The sequence below is a fragment of the Streptomyces sp. NPDC002698 genome, from assembly GCF_042888945.1.
Taxonomy (GTDB): Bacteria; Actinomycetota; Actinomycetes; order Streptomycetales; family Streptomycetaceae; genus Streptomyces.
This window is the reverse complement of sequence record NZ_JBIAQM010000001.1, coordinates 19,809-37,173: the sequence shown is the minus strand read 5'-3', so window position 1 is coordinate 37,173 and position 17,365 is coordinate 19,809. Positions and strand designations below refer to the sequence as shown.

Annotated in this window: 17 protein-coding genes and 1 pseudogene; 9 read left to right on the top strand and 9 right to left on the bottom strand. The window is 71.3% G+C overall.

Going from position 1 to position 17,365, the window contains the following annotated elements; genetic code table 11:
- The first annotated feature begins 149 nt into the window (after positions 1-149).
- Entirely contained in the window at positions 150-548 is a 399-nt protein-coding gene (locus ACFYW9_RS00175) for a DUF4307 domain-containing protein (RefSeq protein WP_351858854.1), read from the top strand.
- Positions 549-782: 234 nt separating this feature from the next.
- On the top strand, positions 783-1,280 hold the full coding sequence (gene greA, locus ACFYW9_RS00170; protein WP_326785819.1) for a transcription elongation factor GreA: 498 nt from the start codon (positions 783-785) through the stop codon (positions 1,278-1,280).
- A gap of 101 nt (positions 1,281-1,381) precedes the next feature.
- On the opposite strand, the gene ACFYW9_RS00165 is transcribed toward greA, so the two are convergent.
- The 3 genes from ACFYW9_RS00165 to ilvA all read right to left on the bottom strand — a co-directional run bounded on the left by ACFYW9_RS00165 (position 1,382) and on the right by ilvA (position 4,699).
- Positions 1,382-2,239, bottom strand: a complete 858-nt coding sequence (locus ACFYW9_RS00165; protein ID WP_351858851.1) for an ABC transporter permease — start codon at positions 2,237-2,239, stop codon at positions 1,382-1,384.
- Positions 2,236-3,270 (bottom strand): ATP-binding cassette domain-containing protein, encoded by a 1,035-nt coding sequence (locus ACFYW9_RS00160; RefSeq protein WP_389142622.1) that lies wholly within the window; start codon positions 3,268-3,270, stop codon positions 2,236-2,238. The genes ACFYW9_RS00165 and ACFYW9_RS00160 overlap by 4 nt, the downstream gene beginning before the upstream one ends.
- Positions 3,271-3,469: 199 nt before the next feature.
- On the bottom strand, positions 3,470-4,699 hold the full coding sequence (ilvA, locus tag ACFYW9_RS00155) for a threonine ammonia-lyase (RefSeq protein WP_389142619.1): 1,230 nt from the start codon (positions 4,697-4,699) through the stop codon (positions 3,470-3,472).
- Between the two features lie 165 nt (positions 4,700-4,864).
- Between ilvA and ACFYW9_RS00150 the strand changes: the two genes are divergently transcribed.
- The 3 genes from ACFYW9_RS00150 (at position 4,865) to ACFYW9_RS00140 (ending at position 6,336) form a co-directional block, all read left to right on the top strand.
- Positions 4,865-5,371, top strand: coding sequence for a MarR family winged helix-turn-helix transcriptional regulator (locus tag ACFYW9_RS00150; protein WP_389143532.1), 507 nt, complete (start codon positions 4,865-4,867; stop codon positions 5,369-5,371).
- Positions 5,372-5,590: 219 nt separating this feature from the next.
- Positions 5,591-6,088: a sigma factor-like helix-turn-helix DNA-binding protein gene (locus tag ACFYW9_RS00145; protein WP_389142616.1), complete on the top strand. Its 498-nt coding sequence runs from the start codon at positions 5,591-5,593 to the stop codon at positions 6,086-6,088.
- Positions 6,085-6,336, top strand: a complete 252-nt coding sequence (locus ACFYW9_RS00140; protein WP_389142613.1) for a hypothetical protein — start codon at positions 6,085-6,087, stop codon at positions 6,334-6,336. The genes ACFYW9_RS00145 and ACFYW9_RS00140 overlap by 4 nt, the downstream gene beginning before the upstream one ends.
- 118 nt (positions 6,337-6,454) lie before the next feature.
- On the opposite strand, the gene ACFYW9_RS00135 is transcribed toward ACFYW9_RS00140, so the two are convergent.
- Positions 6,455-7,609 (bottom strand): cystathionine gamma-synthase, encoded by a 1,155-nt coding sequence (locus ACFYW9_RS00135; protein WP_389142610.1) that lies wholly within the window; start codon positions 7,607-7,609, stop codon positions 6,455-6,457.
- Positions 7,610-7,764: 155 nt separating this feature from the next.
- Between ACFYW9_RS00135 and ACFYW9_RS00130 the strand changes: the two genes are divergently transcribed.
- Positions 7,765-8,883, top strand: a complete 1,119-nt coding sequence (locus ACFYW9_RS00130; protein ID WP_389142607.1) for a hypothetical protein — start codon at positions 7,765-7,767, stop codon at positions 8,881-8,883.
- 137 nt (positions 8,884-9,020) lie between these two features.
- Here the strand turns inward: ACFYW9_RS00130 and ACFYW9_RS00125 are convergent, their stop codons facing one another.
- Positions 9,021-9,416, bottom strand: coding sequence for a VOC family protein (locus ACFYW9_RS00125; RefSeq protein ID WP_389142604.1), 396 nt, complete (start codon positions 9,414-9,416; stop codon positions 9,021-9,023).
- Positions 9,417-9,641: 225 nt separating this feature from the next.
- Between ACFYW9_RS00125 and ACFYW9_RS00120 the strand changes: the two genes are divergently transcribed.
- The gene (locus ACFYW9_RS00120) at positions 9,642-10,871 is read left to right on the top strand and encodes a hypothetical protein (protein WP_389142601.1); all 1,230 of its coding nucleotides are present in this window, start codon (positions 9,642-9,644) and stop codon (positions 10,869-10,871) included.
- A gap of 114 nt (positions 10,872-10,985) precedes the next feature.
- On the opposite strand, the pseudogene ACFYW9_RS00115 reads toward ACFYW9_RS00120, so the two are convergent.
- Positions 10,986-11,270, bottom strand: a pseudogene (locus ACFYW9_RS00115) (DUF1905 domain-containing protein); the annotation flags it as partial.
- A gap of 215 nt (positions 11,271-11,485) precedes the next feature.
- Positions 11,486-12,151, bottom strand: a complete 666-nt coding sequence (locus ACFYW9_RS00110; protein ID WP_351858828.1) for an NAD(P)-binding domain-containing protein — start codon at positions 12,149-12,151, stop codon at positions 11,486-11,488.
- A gap of 100 nt (positions 12,152-12,251) precedes the next feature.
- On the opposite strand from ACFYW9_RS00110, the gene ACFYW9_RS00105 reads away from it, so the two are divergent.
- Complete coding sequence (locus tag ACFYW9_RS00105) at positions 12,252-12,629, top strand: helix-turn-helix domain-containing protein (RefSeq protein ID WP_351858825.1); 378 nt, start codon at positions 12,252-12,254, stop codon at positions 12,627-12,629.
- A 185-nt stretch (positions 12,630-12,814) separates the two neighbouring features.
- Here the strand turns inward: ACFYW9_RS00105 and ACFYW9_RS00100 are convergent, their stop codons facing one another.
- Positions 12,815-13,357 (bottom strand): hypothetical protein, encoded by a 543-nt coding sequence (locus ACFYW9_RS00100; protein ID WP_389142596.1) that lies wholly within the window; start codon positions 13,355-13,357, stop codon positions 12,815-12,817.
- Positions 13,358-13,681: 324 nt separating this feature from the next.
- Between ACFYW9_RS00100 and ACFYW9_RS00095 the strand changes: the two genes are divergently transcribed.
- A complete protein-coding gene (locus ACFYW9_RS00095; protein WP_389142593.1) occupies positions 13,682-14,911 on the top strand; it encodes a serine hydrolase domain-containing protein in 1,230 nt (409 codons plus the stop codon).
- Between the two features lie 31 nt (positions 14,912-14,942).
- Here ACFYW9_RS00095 and ACFYW9_RS00090 read toward each other — a convergent pair whose 3' ends face one another.
- On the bottom strand, positions 14,943-17,102 hold the full coding sequence (locus ACFYW9_RS00090) for a restriction endonuclease (RefSeq protein WP_389142590.1): 2,160 nt from the start codon (positions 17,100-17,102) through the stop codon (positions 14,943-14,945).
- Positions 17,103-17,365 lie beyond the last annotated feature (263 nt).

Genomic DNA, 17,365 nt, shown 5'->3' with positions numbered 1-17,365 from the left:
ACTCAATCCTCGGTCGGTCGGCTGTCGCCTGAGTCGGTCGGCTGTCGGCGCCCGGCGTGATTCCGCGCTGCGGGCGGCTTCTATAGTGACGGAATCGGGGGGCGATTAATTCCGGGGTCCGGCTCTGGAACCCGGCCGAGAGGACGATCATGAGTACGGCGAGCACGTTGCCCGAGGGCCGGTACGGCCGCTCCGCGGACGAGCGGGCCGACCGGAAGCTCAGGGTCATCGGCGGTGTCCTGGGAGTCGCCCTGATCGGTGTGGTCGGCTGGTTCGGCTACGACTACATCGCCGGGTCCGAGATCAGCGCGCAGGTGATCACCTTCAAGGCGGTCTCGGACAGCGCGGTCGAGGTGCACCTGGAGGTGCACAAGGACGCCGGTACGAAGGGCTACTGCACGTTGCGGTCGCAGGACGCCGACGGCCTCGAGGTGGGCCGCGCCGATTTCCGCTTCGAGCAGGACTCCTCCCGCCTCGACAAGGTGGTCACCCTGCGTACGACGGCGCGGGGCACCACGGCGGAACTCCTCGGCTGCCACTCGGGCTGAGCGGCACCGCCGGCCGGGGCCCGACGGCATCGGCCCAGGCCGGCGTCACTCTGGGCGACCAGGGCCTGACCCTACGGCCGGGATGCGGCTGACCTGCGTTGATGCAATTCTGATGTCTTATGTCCTCCCCTCAGAGCCGCTGAATTGTTAGGCTCGTGGTTTCGCCCACCCGTGAGAGAACATCCTTCTGGGTAGGGCGATGCTTTGTATTCCCAGTACCTACGAGGAGCACCTGTGACCCAGACCAGCGAGAACGTCACCTGGCTGACCCAGGAGGCGTACAACCAGCTCAGGGCCGAGCTGGAGTACCTGTCTGGTCCTGCGCGCACGGAGATCGCCGCCAAGATCGCGGCCGCGCGCGAGGAGGGCGACCTGCGCGAGAACGGCGGGTACCACGCGGCCAAGGAAGAGCAGGGCAAGCAGGAGCTCCGTGTGCGCCAGCTGACCCAGCTCCTGGAGAACGCCAAGGTCGGCGAGGCTCCCGCGGCGGACGGCGTGGTCGCGCCCGGCATGATCGTGACCATCGCCTTCGACGGCGACGAGGACGACACCCTGGACTTCCTGCTCGGTTCCCGCGAGTACGCGAGCTCCGACATGGAGACGTACTCTCCGCAGTCGCCGCTGGGCGCCGGAGTGAACGGCAAGAAGGTCGGCGAGGACGCCCAGTACGAGCTGCCGAACGGCAAGCTCGCCTCGGTGAAGATCCTCAAGGCCGAACCGCACCGGGGCTGAGCCCGAGACCGGCGACGACGATGCCCCCGGCAGCACGCCGGGGGCATCGTCATATCCGCGTCGAGGGCGGCGTCGGCGTCACACCGTCTTCGAGCGGTACCTCACGCCGTCGCCGAGCGGTACTTGCGGACCGCGAGCGTCCGGAAGACCACCACGATCAGGACCGAGTAGATCACCGAGGCCCAGACGGGGTGCTGCATGGGCCAGGCGTCGGACGTCGACACGCCCGGGTTGGCGAACAGCACCCGGCAAGCCTGCACGGTGGCGCTGAACGGGTTCCAGTCCGCGACATGCCGCAGCCAGGGGGTCATGTTGCTGGTGTCCACGAACGCGTTCGAGATGAACGTGACCGGGAAGAGCCAGATCAGCCCGCCGGAGGTGGCCGCCTCGGGCGTCCGCACGGACAGGCCGATGAGCGCGCCGATCCAGGTGAACGCGTACCCGAGCAGGAGCAGCAGCCCGAAGGCCCCGAGGACGCGGAACGCGTCGGTGCTGCCGTTCGAGCCGACCCGCCAGCCGACCATCACGGCGACCACCGCGAGGACCAGCAGGGTCAGCGCGGTCTGCACGAGGTCGGCCAGGGTGCGGCCGGTGAGCACCGCGCCCCGCGCCATGGGCAGCGACCGGAAGCGGTCGATGAGGCCCTTGTGCATGTCGTCGGCGATGCCCGCTCCGGCGCCCGCGGTCGCGAAGGTGACGGTCTGGGCGAAGATGCCGGCCATCAGGAAGTTGGTGTAGTCGGTGGCGCTGGTGCTGCCGCCGATCTTCATGGACCCGCCGAAGACGTAGGTGAACAGCACCACGAACATGATCGGCTGGATCAGTCCGAAGATGACCATCTCGGGGATCCTGGACATTCTGATCAGGTTCCGCTTGGCGATGACCAGGGAGTCCCGGATGGACTGGTAGACCGGGTTCGAGGGTGCCGTGATCCGCACGGCGTCGCTGACGGCGCTCACTTCGCGGCCTCTTTCCTGCTCTTGTCGCTCCGGGCGTCCTTGCCCCTGCCGCCCCGGCCGTCCCCGGAACCGCCGTTCTCCTCGGCCTTCTCCTCGGCGACATGGCCGGTGAGCGAGAGGAAGACGTCGTCCAGGGTGGGGCGGCGCAGGCCTATGTCGTCGATCTCTATGCCCCGGCCGTCCAGCTCGCGGATCACCTCCGCGAGGAGCTTCGCGCCGCCGGTGACGGGCACGGTGAGCTTGCGGGTGTGCTCCTCGACCGTCGCCTCGCCCTTGCCGAAGCCGCGCAGCACCTCGGAGGCGGTCGCTATGTGCTCGCGCTCGTGCACGACGACCTCGACGCGCTCGCCGCCGGTCCGCGCCTTGAGCTCGTCGGCCGTGCCGCGGGCGATGACGCGGCCGTGGTCGACGACGCAGATGTCGTGGGCGAGGTGGTCGGCCTCTTCGAGGTACTGGGTGGTCAGCAGCAGCGTCGTACCGACGGAGACGAGCTGCTTGATGACGTCCCAGAGCTGCTGGCGGTTGCGCGGGTCGAGGCCGGTCGTGGGCTCGTCCATGAACATCACCGGGGGCGACACGACCAGGGCCGCCGCCAGGTCGAGACGGCGCCGCATGCCGCCCGAGTACGTCTTGGCGGTGCGGTCGGCGGCGTCGGCGAGGTTGAACTGCTCCAGGAGCTCGTCCGCGCGGACCTTCGCGGCCTTCGCCCGCATCTGGTAGAGCCGGCCGACCATCTGGAGGTTCTCGCGGCCGGTCAGGTATTCGTCGACCGCCGCGAACTGCCCGGAGAGGCCGACCTTGCGCCGTACCGCGTCGGGGTCCTTGAGCACGTCGACGCCCGCGACGACGGCCTTGCCGCTGTCGGGGCGCAGGAGGGTCGTCAGACAGCGGACCGCGGTCGTCTTGCCCGCGCCGTTCGGCCCGAGCAGGCCGAGCACGGTGCCTTCCGGGACATCGAGGTCGACGCCGTCCAGAGCCCTTACGTCACCGAAGGTCTTCACCAGGCCTTCGGCGTAGATGGCGCCTGGCATGAGTGGTCTCCACGTCGTTGGGGATTTTCGGATGTGCGCGTACTTTCGGATGTGCGCGTACTGGGGACTCGTACGGGACGACAAAGTCATCGGCCCGGCCCGTCGGCGCCGATCCGCGGACCCACCGTAACGCGATGTATCGCGTCACTCAATGGATTTTCCCGAGTGGGACGGCCTGGCCCCACGGGCGGCCGCGACCTCAGTCGATGACCGTGTATCCCGCCTCGCGCAGCGCCGCGTTCACCTCGGCGCAGTGATCGTGCCCCTTGGTCTCCAGGTGCAGCTCGACCTCCACCTCCGTGAGCCCGAGCCGTGGATCGGTCCGTACGTGGCTCACGTCGAGGACGTTAGCGTCCGCCACTGACAACACCCCGAGAAGCGTCGCCAGGGCACCGGGCCGGTCGGTGAGCCGCAGCGTGACCGCCAGGTAGCGGCCGCCCGCCGCCATGCCGTGCCGCAGGATGCGCTGCATCAGCAGCGGATCCACGTTCCCGCCCGACAGCAGCGCCACGACCGGGCCCTCGAAGGCGCCGGGATCGCTCAGCAGGGCCGCCACGGAGCTCGCGCCGGCCGGTTCGACGACCAGCTTGGCGCGCTCCAGGCACAGCAGCAGCGCGCTGGACAGGTCGTTCTCGGAGACCGTACGGACCTCGTCGACCAGCTCCTCGACCAGGCGGAACGGTACGTCGCCGGGGCGGCCGACCTTGATCCCGTCGGCCATCGTCGCCGGGTTCTCGACCGACAGCGGCCGCCCGGCCGCGAGCGAGAGCGGGTACGCCGCCGCGCCCTCCGCCTGCACCCCGATGATCCGTACGTCCGGGCGCAGCGACTTCACCGCGACGGCCACGCCCGCCGCGAGCCCGCCGCCGCCGATCCCCAGGACGATCGTGCGCACCTCCGGGCACTGCTCCAGGATCTCCAGGCCGACCGTGCCCTGCCCCGCGATGATGTCGGGGTGGTCGAAGGGGTGGATGAACACCGCGCCCGTCCGCCGCGCGTACTCCTGCGCGGCGGCCAGGGTCTCGTCGACCACCTGACCGTGCAGCCTCACCTCGGCGCCGTAGTCGCGGGTGGCCGCGACCTTGGGCAGCGGGGCGCCGTTCGGCATGAACACGGTGGACCGCACGCCGAGCAGCGAGGAGGCGAGCGCGACGCCCTGCGCGTGGTTGCCCGCGCTCGCCGCGACGACGCCCGCGGCGCGCTCCTCCGGAAGCAGGCCAGCGATCCGCACGTACGCGCCGCGCAGTTTGAACGAGCCCGTCCGCTGGAGGTTCTCGCACTTGAACTGCACCGGTGCGCCCACCAGCTGGGTCAGATACCTGCTGCCCTCCATCGCGGTCACCCGCGCCACACCCGTGAGCATCTTCTGCGCGCCGCGCACGTCGTCGAGAGTCACACTGGGAAAGGAGTCAGCCGCGCTGTAGCTCATGACCACCAGTCTCGCAGTTCACGCGGGCGCACTCCCGTGGTGACCACGCTCCGAGACTCGGTTTGCGCAGCGCCGGTACGGCCCGCGCCCCGGCCGCGTAACCTGTCCCCCAACCCAGCTCCCCACGCATGAATTGAGCCCCCGGCCATGCCCACTACACCAGAGATGTCGATGGACATGACGACCGTCGGTGACACCGGTCTTCTCGAAGCCCTTCAGCACGAGGTCGCCGTCTTCGCGCGCCGTGCGGAACAGACCCGGCTAGGCGGGGTGGGGCAGGTGCGCAACTCCATGGACCGGGCCGCCTACCTGCTGCTCAACCGCCTCGACAAGGAAGGCCCGATGGGCGTCAAGGCGCTCGCGGCGAGCATGGGGATCGACTCCTCGACGGTCACCCGGCAGGTCGCCCCGCTGGTCGACACCGGGCTCGTCAAGCGCACCTCGCACCCCGAGGACGGACGCGCCGTGGTGCTCCAGCTCTCCCCGCGCGGCCAGTCCCGGCTCGACGAAGTACGCGCGTCCCGGCGTCAGTTGATGGCCGAGCTGACACACGAATGGGCACCGGAGGAGCGTGAGGTGTTCTGCGCGCTCCTCACCCGCTTCAACGGCGCGCTCTCCGCCCGCCAGGCCGCCCAGGGCATGCCGGCGCCGGAGTCCGAGCAGGCCTCCTGAACCGCGCCCCGGGAGCGGGCCGCGGTCCGTGCCCGGGGCCCCCGGGTCTCCGCCGCCCCGCACGCACGCGCGCGTGTGCGCCGAACTCTTGACCGGAAGGCACCACCTGCCCTCATATGAGACCGGGTCCTCGTCGTACGGGGTGCGCCGGGTCGCACGCGGCCGCGGGCCCTTTCTCAGAGGTCGCCCTCAGGGGGTCGTCCTCGGGCGGGAGGCGTGGTGCGAGAAAGGCGTGCCTCCCAGGGCGTCCGCCGTACCCGGGAGTTCGAGACGTTCGTGGCGGGCGCCTCAGGACGGCTGCTGCACACCGCCACGCTGCTCACCGCGGAGCCCGTGAACGCCAACCCGCGCGCGCGGCGGCTGCTGACCCTGGCCCTCGCCCATACGTACGCCTCCTGGGACCGCCCGCACGGCGGGGATCCCTACGACAGCGCCCGTCGGCAGCTGATCGCCCGCTTCCAGCGCACCGCCTGGCACCGGTACGGGAGCCTGCGGCGCCGGCGTGCCTCCCCGGACCACGTCCTGGCCGGGCTCACGCCGCAGGAACGGCTGGTCCTCGTCGTCAGGCTGTACGAGGGGATCGCCGAGGAGCAGGCGGCGGCGCTGCTCGGGGTCCCCGCGGAACGGGTACGGGCGGTCTGCGCCCGCGCCGTGGCGACCCTGCTGCACCCGCCCCGCGACCCGGCGCCGGCCCGGGTGGAGGTGGCGCCGTCATGAATCTGCCGGAGCGCGAGGCGGCCGTACGGCAGCTGCTGGAGCGGGCGCCCGCGCCCTTGGTGCCGTCCGGCCTGTACGACGAGGCCGTACGCCGCGGAAGGCGCATGCAGCGCCGCGGGAAGGCGATGCGGCGGCTGCTGTGGCTGGCGCTGTTCTGCGCGGCCGTCGTCTTCGCCGTCTGGGCGGTGACGGCCCGTCCGTGGGTGGAGCCGCCTTCGGAGACGACTCCACCGCTGACGGGCTGGTGACCGCGGGCCACCACCGCTGACGGGCCGGCGACCGGACACCGTCGCCCGCGGGCCGGTGGTCCGGCCGCGGGCGACGGTGGCGGGCCCGGGACCGGAGTGGCGGCCCGGACCCTCCGGCTCAGCCCAGGGCCTGCTGGAGGTCCTGAAGCAGGTCGTCGATGTTCTCGATGCCCACGGAGATACGGACGAGGTCGGCGGGCACCTCCAGCGCGGAACCGGCGACCGAGGCGTGCGTCATGCGTCCCGGGTGCTCGATCAGGGACTCCACCCCGCCCAGCGACTCACCGAGCGTGAACACCTTGGCGCGGTTGCAGACCTCGACGGCCGCCTCCTCGCCGCCCTCGACCTGGAAGGAGACCATGCCGCCGAAGGCCCGCATCTGCTTGGCGGCGATCTCGTGACCGGGGTGCTCCGGGAGGCCCGGGTACAGGACACGCGTCACGCGCGCGTGACGCGTGAGCATCTCGGCGACGCGGCCCGCGTTCTCGCTGTGCCGGTCCATGCGCACGGAGAGCGTCTTGGTGCCGCGCAGCACCAGCCAGGAGTCGAAGGGCCCGGCGACCGCGCCCATCGCGTTCTGGTGGTACGCCAGTTCCTCGCCGAGTTCCTGGTCGCCGGTGATCAGGGCTCCGCCCACGACGTCCGAGTGGCCGCCCATGTACTTGGTCAGGGAGTGCACGACGACGTCCGCGCCGAGCGCGAGCGGCTGCTGGAGGTAGGGGGTCGCGAAGGTGTTGTCGACGACGAGCCGGGCACCCGCCTCGCGCGCGATCTGCGCGACCGCGGCGATGTCCGTGATGCCGAGGAGCGGGTTGGAGGGGGTCTCGACCCAGATCGCCTTGGTCTTCGGGGTGAGGGCGGCCCGTACGGACTCGAGGTCGCTGGTGTCGGCCACCGACCACTCCACGCCCCACCGGGAGACGACCTTGGCGAAGAGCCGGAAGGTGCCGCCGTACGCGTCGTTGGGGATCACCACGTGGTCACCGGGGCTGAGCAGCGTACGCAGCAGGCAGTCCTCGGCCGCCAGGCCCGACGCGAACGCGAGGCCGCGGCGGCCGCCCTCCAGGGCTGCGAGGTTCTCCTCCAGTGCGGTCCTGGTGGGGTTGGCGCTGCGGCTGTACTCGTAACCGCCGCGCAGGCCGCCGACGCCGTCCTGCTTGTAGGTCGAGACCTGGTAGATCGGCGGGACGACCGCTCCGGTGAGGGGGTCGGCGGTGTTGCCCGCGTGGATCGCGAGCGTCTCGAAATGCTGACTGATGTGCCTGTCGCTCATGAGTCCCGAGCCTAGTGCTCTCCAGGAGTTCATGACGGCGTACGCCCGGCGGCGCGGAGGGCCTTCACGCGTGCGCCCGGCGGCGCGGAGGGCTTCGCGCACGGCGTGACGGACCGGGTTGGCCAATTGTCGGACCCGTCTGGTTCGCTGGAGGCATGCAGATTCTCTGGGTCCTGATGGCGCTGGCCATGTTCAGCGTGGTCCTGCTGCCGGTGTTCCGGCGCAGGCGCTCCGGTATACGACTGGTCACACCCGGTGACCCGGACGCCGCGGACCCGGCGAACTACGGCTTCCTGCGCCAGGAGGAGCTGGACATCCGCATGCCCGGCCCGGACGCGGATCTGCTGGACGTCCTGGACGTGGTGCAGCGGACCCAGGACTACCGCGCGGCCTCGCAGCTCCTGGCCGGCACGGAGACCGAGGGCGAGACCCGCTGGCAGCGGGTGCAGGCCTTCGCGGGCGCCGCGTCCCTGGAGCTCCAGCAGCGCCCCGGCGGGGTCGGCGAGACACCGGGCGGCCAGTGGCTGCGCGTGTGGCGTGCCGAGGCCCCCAAGGACGCGGGCGGCGCCGCGGTGCACGCCGAGTTCCTGGTGCAGCAGGCCTGGCGGACGTCGACGCCCGGGTCCGACGACTTCCGGATCATCATGGAGGAGGCGCGGTCCGCTTGCGGCGACGCGGCGCTGCTGTCCCCCGGTGACCCGATCCCGTACATCATCGAGCTGTCGGTGGCCCGTGGACTCGGCTACTCCCAGCCGGAGTTCGAGAAGCTCTGGCTGAAGATCCTGGACCGCTCGCCCTCCCACATGGGCGCGCATCTGGCGGCCCTGCACTACTGGTGCGAGAAGTGGCACGGCTCGCGGGAGACGGCGTACGCGTTCGCCGAGGCCGCGGCGGCACGCGCGCCGCAGGGCTCCCTCCTCGCGGCGATGCCGCTCTTCGCGGTCTTCGAGCACCTTCCCGAGGTGAACCTGGTCCGCAGCTTCTACCAGAGCGAGGTCGTGACCAAGGCCGTCCACGGCGCGCTGTACGCGGTCCACGCGGCCCGCCCCGACGACCCGATGCTCGCCCACGTCCGCCATCTGCTGATCTGCTTCCTGGTCCGCGGCGAGCGCTGGTCCGAGGCGATGGACCAGCTGGTGCGCGTGGACGGCCACGTCGGCGCCCTGCCCTGGACCCTGAGCCCCGACCCGGCCTCGGACTACGCGATATACCGCGCGCTGGCGGTGGCGGGCTACGAGGCGAACGGCGGCAGCCCGGCGACGCTGTCGCACTGACGGCGCCGCGCGGCGGTGAGCGTGCCCCGGGAACTCACCCGCCCGCCGGGCGCTCACCGACGCTCACGGGCACTGACGGGCGCGGCCCGGCCGACAAGGCACCGCGCCTCGGCACCACCTGATCCGAACGGCAGACCCTAGTCCTGCGGTGCCAGCGTGCGGAGGACATCGAACTCGTTGCCCTCCGGGTCCGCCATGACCACCCAGTTCCGGTCCGGACCCTGGCCCGCATCCGCCTTCGTGGCGCCGAGGCCGAGCAATCTGGTCACCTCGTCCTCGGTGCTGCCGTCGATCGGGCTGACGTCGAGGTGAAGCCGGTTCTTCACGGTCTTGCCCTCGGGCACCTGGATGAACAGCAGGGTGGGCGGCATCTGGCGGGCCCGAACGCCCTCGACGGTCGGCACCCAGGAGCCGATCTCCACCTTGCCCTCGCTCCGGTCGATCACCTCGAAGTCCAGGACCTCGCACCAGAACGCCGCGAGCCTCTCCGGATCGTGACAGTCAACGACCAACTCCGTGAACCTACTTGTCATGCCTCTCCCAGATGGTGCGGACGGGGCTCAGGGTATTGGCCCGTGCCGCCCGTCCGACAGATCCAGGGCTGATCTCCCGCAGGCTGATGGACTTGGGCCCGACTGGAGAGCCAGATGCCCAAGCGGTGATCGGATATCGCCTCCGTGACCGCCCGCACGTCCTTAGGATGACCCGGCCACGCCCGCCACCGATCTCTTCCATGGCGCTGTCCGAGGAGGACTCCGATGACCGACCACGCCGCCACGGCCGCTGCCGGCCGGGCGCCGGCGGACCCGGAACGGCTGGCGCTGGAGTTCCACCACGGCGGCCGGCTGATGGACCCGACGCTGGCGGGTGTGCAGATCTGGCGGGTGCGCATCACCGCCGACGGCGAGCCGGTGGGCAGCCTGCAGGCCACCCGGGGTCTGTGGTGGACGGCCATCCGCCTGCGCGAGCGCCTCATCGACGAAGGGGCCTTCCTCGCCGAGGTGGCGCAGCAACTGCTGGATCCGGACGGGTCGTTCACCGCTGCCTTCACCGAGCTGGTCAAACGGCCCGAGCACATGCTGATTTTCGACCGGTGCGAGATGGTGCCGCCGTGGGACGACGCCTTGACGGTCGCCGGGGTGGTCACCGCCGTCATCGACCGGCTGACCGACAGCTCCTTCGCCGTGGTCTTCCCCCGCGCCGGCGCACCCGGCAGTGTCGGCGCGCGGCTGCTGGAGCAGGCGGGGACGTTGCTGACCGCCGTCGGGTTCACCGACGGGCTGCTGGTCCTGGACACCTCGACGGGCGCTCTCACAAGCGCCGCTATCCGGGTACGGGATCATCTGGTCGACCGTGCCCGGCACGGCGGTGTCGACCGCGATGACCTGGACGAGGAGGACTGGTTCGAGAACCAGGAGTACCAGGCCCTCACCCCGCGCACGGCAGGCCTGCTCCGCCTGGCCGTGGAGCAGTTGTCGCAGGAGGCGTGGCAGGAGATCGCCGCGCTGGGTGACGAAGCGCTGCCGCGAGGCGCGGGCGGTCTCTTCGGTTCCCTTCCGCTGGTGATACTGCGGCAGGAGAGCGGCTGGCGGCGGCAGATGGCGCGCGTTTTCGACGACCTGGCCGCCGACCTCGCCGACGGCGAGGTGGTGCCGCTGTGCAGGGGCGAGGTGATGGCCCTGGACCTGGGCATCCGCCGGGCCCAGAACATCCATCGAAACCGGCCCGGGCTGCTCGCCCAGGCCGTGGAGGGGCTGCCGGCCGAGGCCCGCGACTTCGACTGGTACGCATGCTTCGACCTGTTGTTCGCGGGCCGTGGCGTTTCGATGCTCGACGATGTCCTCGACGGAATCGACGGAATCGACGGAATCGAGGACAGCGACATCGACCAGGTCATGGGCACGGTCGACCCGGCGCCGCTGGACTGGTTCAGCCCGTTCGACGACGACCGCGCCCGCGACCCGGACCGAGGCTTCCGCCATCCCTGACCCGCACTCCTCGTCGGGCTTGGACCGACATCACCGACTCCTCGCGCCCGGGCTCGCCTTCCTCGCGGAACAAGCGGTGCCGTGACCGCGGACCTGGCGGGGCCCGGGTTCCTGGAGCCGGACCGTCATCCTCACCGTCACGTCGTCCCCTGCCGAGAGGCCGCTCGGCTTGCGCACGGCCACCTTGAGCGGCAGCAAGTAGCCGCCGTCCTTGGGGAAGAGCGACGTCTCGAAGGCGACCTCTCCGATCCGGGCCTCGACCGGGATCACGCCCCAGCCGTAGGTGGCCATCGCGGCCACCTCACGGATGTCGGCGGACTCCTCGTCCGGTACACGCACGAAGTAGTACGGCGACGGTCCGCGCCATTCGATCACTCGGCCGGAGAATACGAACTCCATCCGGTCGGTCTCCTTCCACGAGAACGCCAAGACACGCGACGGAGCCTTCAACGGCTCCCGGTCGTCTCGACGTTCGACGCTTCGCCGGTCGGCTGCCCGGAGCGGTGACGGCCTGGTCCACCCTGTCAGGAAAGCCGGCGGATCCCGTTGCCGGGCGACGTACGGGCGAATCAGGTCCGCGTCCGGGTGCGGCCCCGGGCGGGCGAGAGGGCCGGCTACCCCTGTGAGCCGGCGTGCCTGTCGACCGAGGGGACTTGAGGGACGGCGGAGTTGGGGTCGAAGCCCGCGAAGGCCAGGCCGATGACGAAACCCGCCACCTCCTCCAGCTGGCGGGCGCGCTCCAGCGTCCCCAGTGTCGCCGGGATCCCGCCGACGTCACGGACCAGTTCGCCGACGACGTCCAGCGCCGTCGCGTCGTCACCGCACATCGCCACCGTCACACGGGACCGGCCGCCCCCGGGCGGGCTCGTCCACCGGTCGGCGGGAAAGAGATGGAACGCCTTCACGACCCGGGCCCCTGGAGCAAGCCGGGCGATCCGCCCCGCCATCGACTCGCGGTGTCCGGTGAGCAGAGTGCCGACGCCATGCGTGACAGCGTTCGTGGGATCGATCAACGGTGTCCCCCCGAGCGCGCCGTCGGACGCGCTCACCGATCCCATCATGTCCTCGACGCCGTCCCAGGACACGGCGAGCAGTACCGCGTCGCGCCCTGCGACCGCCTCACGCGGCGCGACTGCGAGCACTCCGTGGCCCAGCCGCTCGGCAAGCTTCTCCGCCTTGATCCGTGACCGTCCGCCGATCACCACCTCATGTCCCGCACGCGCCCAGCCCTCGCCCAGGGCCGCCGCCAGTGTCCCGGTTCCCAGGATCCCGATACGCATCGTCTCCGCCTCTCCGAAGGGTGTTCGGTCCGGTGGTCACGGTAGAGAAGGCATTGCGCACCGATCGGTGCGCGACCGACGCGCGAGGATGGGCGGCGAGATGACGAATGACGATGCGCACTGCTACGAGTTGGTCGCCGACTGCCGTTTGCGCGCGGCCACCGATCTCTTCGCTCACACCTGGGATCCCGTTGTACTGACGGCACTTCGCGTGGGTCCGCGCCGACGCCGCGAGCTGCGCGCCGCGATCGGCGGCATCAGCGACAAGGTCCTGACCGACTCCCTGCGCCGTCTGCTCGCGAGCGGACTGATCGAGCGCCACGCGCGTGCCGAGGCGCCGCCCCGTGTCGATTACGCCCTGACCGGCTTGGGACAGAGCCTGGTCGAAGGCCCGTTGACGGCGCTCGGACGCTGGATGACCGAGCACGGTGACGAACTTCTCGAAACCCAGGAGAGCGGTGACGCGGAAGACTGGTGAGCGCGGCTCGACGGGATCGTCGAGCCGCGTCCGCAGGCCGCTTCCGGGCTGCCGGGCTCACATGGCCGTCGGTCTCTCGACACGGTGAGTCGGGGCGCCGGCACGGGGGCACGACCCTGAACATGCCGAACGCGACGTTCGCGGTGCGGTGATCACGCCTGCGAGCGCGTTCCGGAGGGCCGGAGTCAGAACGACTCGGCGATCCCCGCCACCCCGCCGATGAACGCGCTGGTCAGCATCGCGGCGACCAGCACGCCGAGCAGTACCGACAGCGCCCGGGAGCTGCCCCGCGCACCCGCCCGGGCGCGTACGGCCATGGCCCCCAGGACCAGCACCACCAGGCCGGACAAGGAGAGCGCCAGCCAGCCGAACGTGGCGTCCGCTCCGATCTGTTCATAGGTGTCGCCGGCCGTCCGCCGCAACGCGACCGTGCTGCCGACCGGCAGGTCGCTGTCGATCGTGGCGTCGGGGTCCACCACGGTCCCGTCGTCGGAACGGAAGACGCCGTGGCAGTGCGGATACCGGTGGCCTCCGGTACGGCTCCACGAGCAGGACTGGACGCCGAGGTGACCGGACGTGCCCGCCGCACCCGTGGCGTACGCGAGATGCGTCACCGCGAGCCAGGTCACGAGCGTGCCCACGGCGAACAGACCGGCGATCACGAGCAGCGGACGCCGTACCGACGCCCCCTCCCGGAGCCGGTCCCGACGGTTCGTCCGTCCCCTCATCCCGTTCCCCTCGTCCCGTTCCGCTCGTCCCGCTCCGCGCTCCGTGACCACGCCTGTCCCGGTCGTCCACGCCGTACAGCCAGACACGCGGGTGAGCCGAAGGGTTGCGGGCCGTATCGCTCGTCTCCGTGCCCCAGGCCCCGGTTCTCCGTGCCCCCGGCCCCGGTTCTCCGTGCCCCAGGCCCCGCACCCCGAGCCTCTGTGGCGCCGAACGAGTGGACTTGCCGGAACGCTCATCGGACCGGGGCTCCTGCCGGGGGTGCGGATGGTGGTGTTGCCGTCTGTTCCCGTGAGCTGGATCTGATCCGGAAGAGGCTCCCTCCCATGCGACGTACCCCCTACCGCAGTTCGTTCGCCGCGGCGCTGCTCGCGGCGTCCGTGCTGGCCCCGATGACAGCGGCGCGGGCCGCGGCCGTCCACGCGGCGGATGTCCGCACGACCGGCGTCCGCACGACGGACACGGACGGATACGGCAAGGACGACGGCGCACGCGACAGTCTCAGCCCCGCGCTGAGCGCCCGGCTGGACAAGGCCATCGCGGACGTCCGCCGGCAGGCCGGTATTCCCGGCGTCGTCGTCGGGCTGTGGATGCCCGGCAAGGGGAACTACGTCCGCGCGACCGGTGTCGCGAACAAGGCCACCCGCGAGCCGATGTCCGCCGACTCCTACGTCCGGATCGGCAGCGAGACCAAGACCTTCACCGTCACCGCGCTGCTCGAACTCGTCGACCGGCACCGGGTCCGGCTGGACGACCCCGTCTCCCGCTACGTCCCCGGCGTGCCGAACGGCCGCCGGATCACGCTGCGCCAGCTCGCCGAGATGCGCAGCGGACTGTTCCCGTACACCTCCGACGCGGACTTCGATCACGACCTGCTGAGCGACCCGCAGCGCGCCTTCACCCCGCGGGAGCTGCTCGCGTACGGCTTCAAGCACCCGAACACCTTCGCTCCGGGCGCGCGGTTCGAGTACTCCAACACGAACCTCGTCCTGCTGGGCCTGGTCGTCGAGAAGGTCACCGGTCACCAGCTGCGCGACGTCATCGAGCGGCGGGTCCTGCGCCCGGCCCGTCTGCGGCACACGCTGTTCCCGAAGGGGAACGAGTTCCCCAAGCCCCACCCGCAGGGCTACACCGACCAGACGCTGAGCGGCGAGGTCGCGAACTCCACGAACTGGAACCCCAGTTGGGCCTGGGCCGCCGGGGCGATGATCTCCAACCTCCAGGACCTGCGCCACTGGGCCGAGGTCGTCGCCACCGGCACGCTGCTCAGCCCCGCGACCCAGGCACAGCGCCTCAGGACACTGCCGACCGGCTTCCCGGGAACGTCGTACGGCCTCGGCGTCTTCGACGCCGGTGGATGGATCGGGCACAACGGCTCCCTTCCGGGATACGAGACCGTGACCGTCCATCTGCCCACGAGGAAGGCCACCCTCGTCGTCATGATCAACACGGACATCACCCACCAGGGCCAGGAGCCGTCCACCCTGGTCGCCAGGGCCGTCACGGAGATCGTCACCCCGGACAACGTCTACGCCGGCGCGGTGGTCAACCCCTGAGACTCGCCCCCGCGACCGCCGACGGGCGGTCCTACTCCACCGCGATGCCGAAGTCCCGTACGAGTTCCTCGAGACCGCCCGGATAGCCCTTGCCTCCGAGGACGAACTTCCAGTTCCCGTCGTTCCGGCGGCGGAAGGAACCGAGCACCAGGGCGGTCTCGCCCGGCCGGCCGTCGGAGACGTCGAGCCGGTCCAGTTCGGCGAGGTCCTGGCCGAGCAGCCGGACGCAGGCGTCCGTGAAACCTGAGAGGTCGGTGTCCGGGGCGGCCTCGGGGTCGACGGCGGCCACGAGGACGACCCGGTCGGCCTCCGCGGGCAGCGCGTCGAAGGAGACGCCGATCGCGGCCTTGTCGGGCGGCGACGCGGGCAGCGCGCACACCGAACCATCCGGTGTCCGCGGGTTGTTGTAGAAGACGAAGTGATCGTCGCCGAGGACACGGCCGCCCCGGCAGACGAGCGCGCAGACGTCCAGGGCGACGCTTCCGGTCCATCCCATGCCCAGGATGTTGTGGTCGTCGGGCAGCCGGGGCCCCGGATCCGGCTGTCCGGGCCCCTGCCGCCCGGGCCCCCGATCCGGCCGTGACGGCTGCGACGACGGCTGCGAGGGCCTCCCTGAGGACCGGGACGGTCGCGGTGACGGCCGGGAGGCCGGTTCCGCCCGCGAGCGGCCCGCGTCGCCCAGCCTCCCCCGCAGCCCATGGCGATGCAGCAGGTCCACGAGTTCGGGGCCCGCGATCAGCTCCAGCGGTTTGCCGTCGGCGAAGGTGTGCGAGCCGGGGCCGAACCCCGACGTCGTCACGAGCACGCCCTTGTTGGCGCCCGCGTCCTGCACCGTCCCGTACAGATCGCGTACGGCGGTGGGCGGCACGGTGTTCCGGTACCGCTTCACCTGGACGACGATCTTGCCGCCCCGGATCGGCGCCGGGTCCAGCGCGTCGACGTCCACGCCGCCGTCGTTCGAGCGCTGCGTCGTCACCGCCTGCATCCCCATGGCCCGGAAGAGCTCGGCCACGAGCTCCTCGAACGCGATCGGGTCCATGGCGTACAGGTCGGGTTCCTCGTCGCTGCCGTGGGCGACGACACGGTTCCCGACGTCCTGCGGCCGCCGGCCCGGCCGTACGGGCGTGAGCTGGTCCGGGCGGGCCGAGAGCTGCCCGCGCAGTCCGTCCGTCAGACAGCTGCCCGCGTCCACCTGCGCCAGGTGAAGTCCGAGGAACGAGGAGCGGGCCGCCATGACCGTGACGAGGACGATGTGGTCCGGCCGGCCCGTGGCGGGGTCGTGTCCGTCCACGAAGCCGTTCAGGACGACCGATTCGAGTGCGCCCTGCTCGTCGGCTCCGAAGAGCTCGTGCAGCACGAGCAGCGCGCACTGCGCGAGGACCTCGCGGTACAGGCTCCGCCGCTGGGTCACGGGACGGGCGGTCTCCTTGTCCTGATCGGCCCCGGACAGGTACCGGACGGACTTCACCTCGGGGACGACGTCGTACGCGGGCAGCTCCCAGTCGAGGACGAGCTGCCCGGCCGCCGCGTCGTAGGCGGCGGCGATCCGGCGCGGAAAGCCCTCCGGCCAGGCCGAGGACGAGTAGAGAGCGGCGGAGAAGTACTCGATCACGGAGTCGGGATCCCTGCGGCGGACCCCTTCGGCCACCTCGGCGACACCCGCGTTGTGCCGCCGTACCTCCGCCAGCCGGCCGTCGGCCCACTGCCGGTACTCCCGCTGGTACGACGCCAGCTGCCGCTGCCGGTGCGCCTCGGCGGCCTGGGCCGCGTGCCAGTCCCGCTCGAAGCGCGCCTGGGCCTCGGCCTGCGCCTGCGCCCGGCGGTTCGCGGTCCAGCCGCTCTGTGCCTGGTACCGGCCGATGTCCGGCATGACCACCGGCTGGGCCAGCGGCCCCGGGGCGAAGGGCTGGATGTCCTCGGGGCGCAGGAGCGCGGCCGCCCGGAAGGCGGGCGCCCGGCAGCCCGCGGCGAGCAGGCCCTGCAACGAGGCGACCTGCGCGTCCAGTTCTTCGGTACGGCGCCGCGCCTCGGCCTGCCGGTACTCGCGGTACTCCGTGGCGGCGCGCCGCTGCCGGGCCCGCGCCTGCTGCTCCTCCTGCCGGCGCCGTCGCGCGTCGAGCTCCCGCTGGCGCTGCTGCTGCCGCTGAACCTCGGCCCAGACGCCGACGAAACCCGTAGAGCGACGACTCATGTGGTGCAGGCCCTCCCCCGATGCCGGCAGCCCGAAAGGCCCCGTTGGTTGTCCCCACAACCATGTGTAAAAGGGTGACTCTATCCAGTAATCACCGTCCCGCACATCCACGGGACAGCGGCCGCCGGAACCGGGCATTCTGGCAGGTCACCTCCGGTGAGAAGCACGAAGGCGCCGTTCCGGTCGTACGACCGGAACGGCGCCCAGGGGTCCTGCCTCGCGAGACGGCCGGACCGCCCGGCCGGAACCGGCGGATCGTGGCC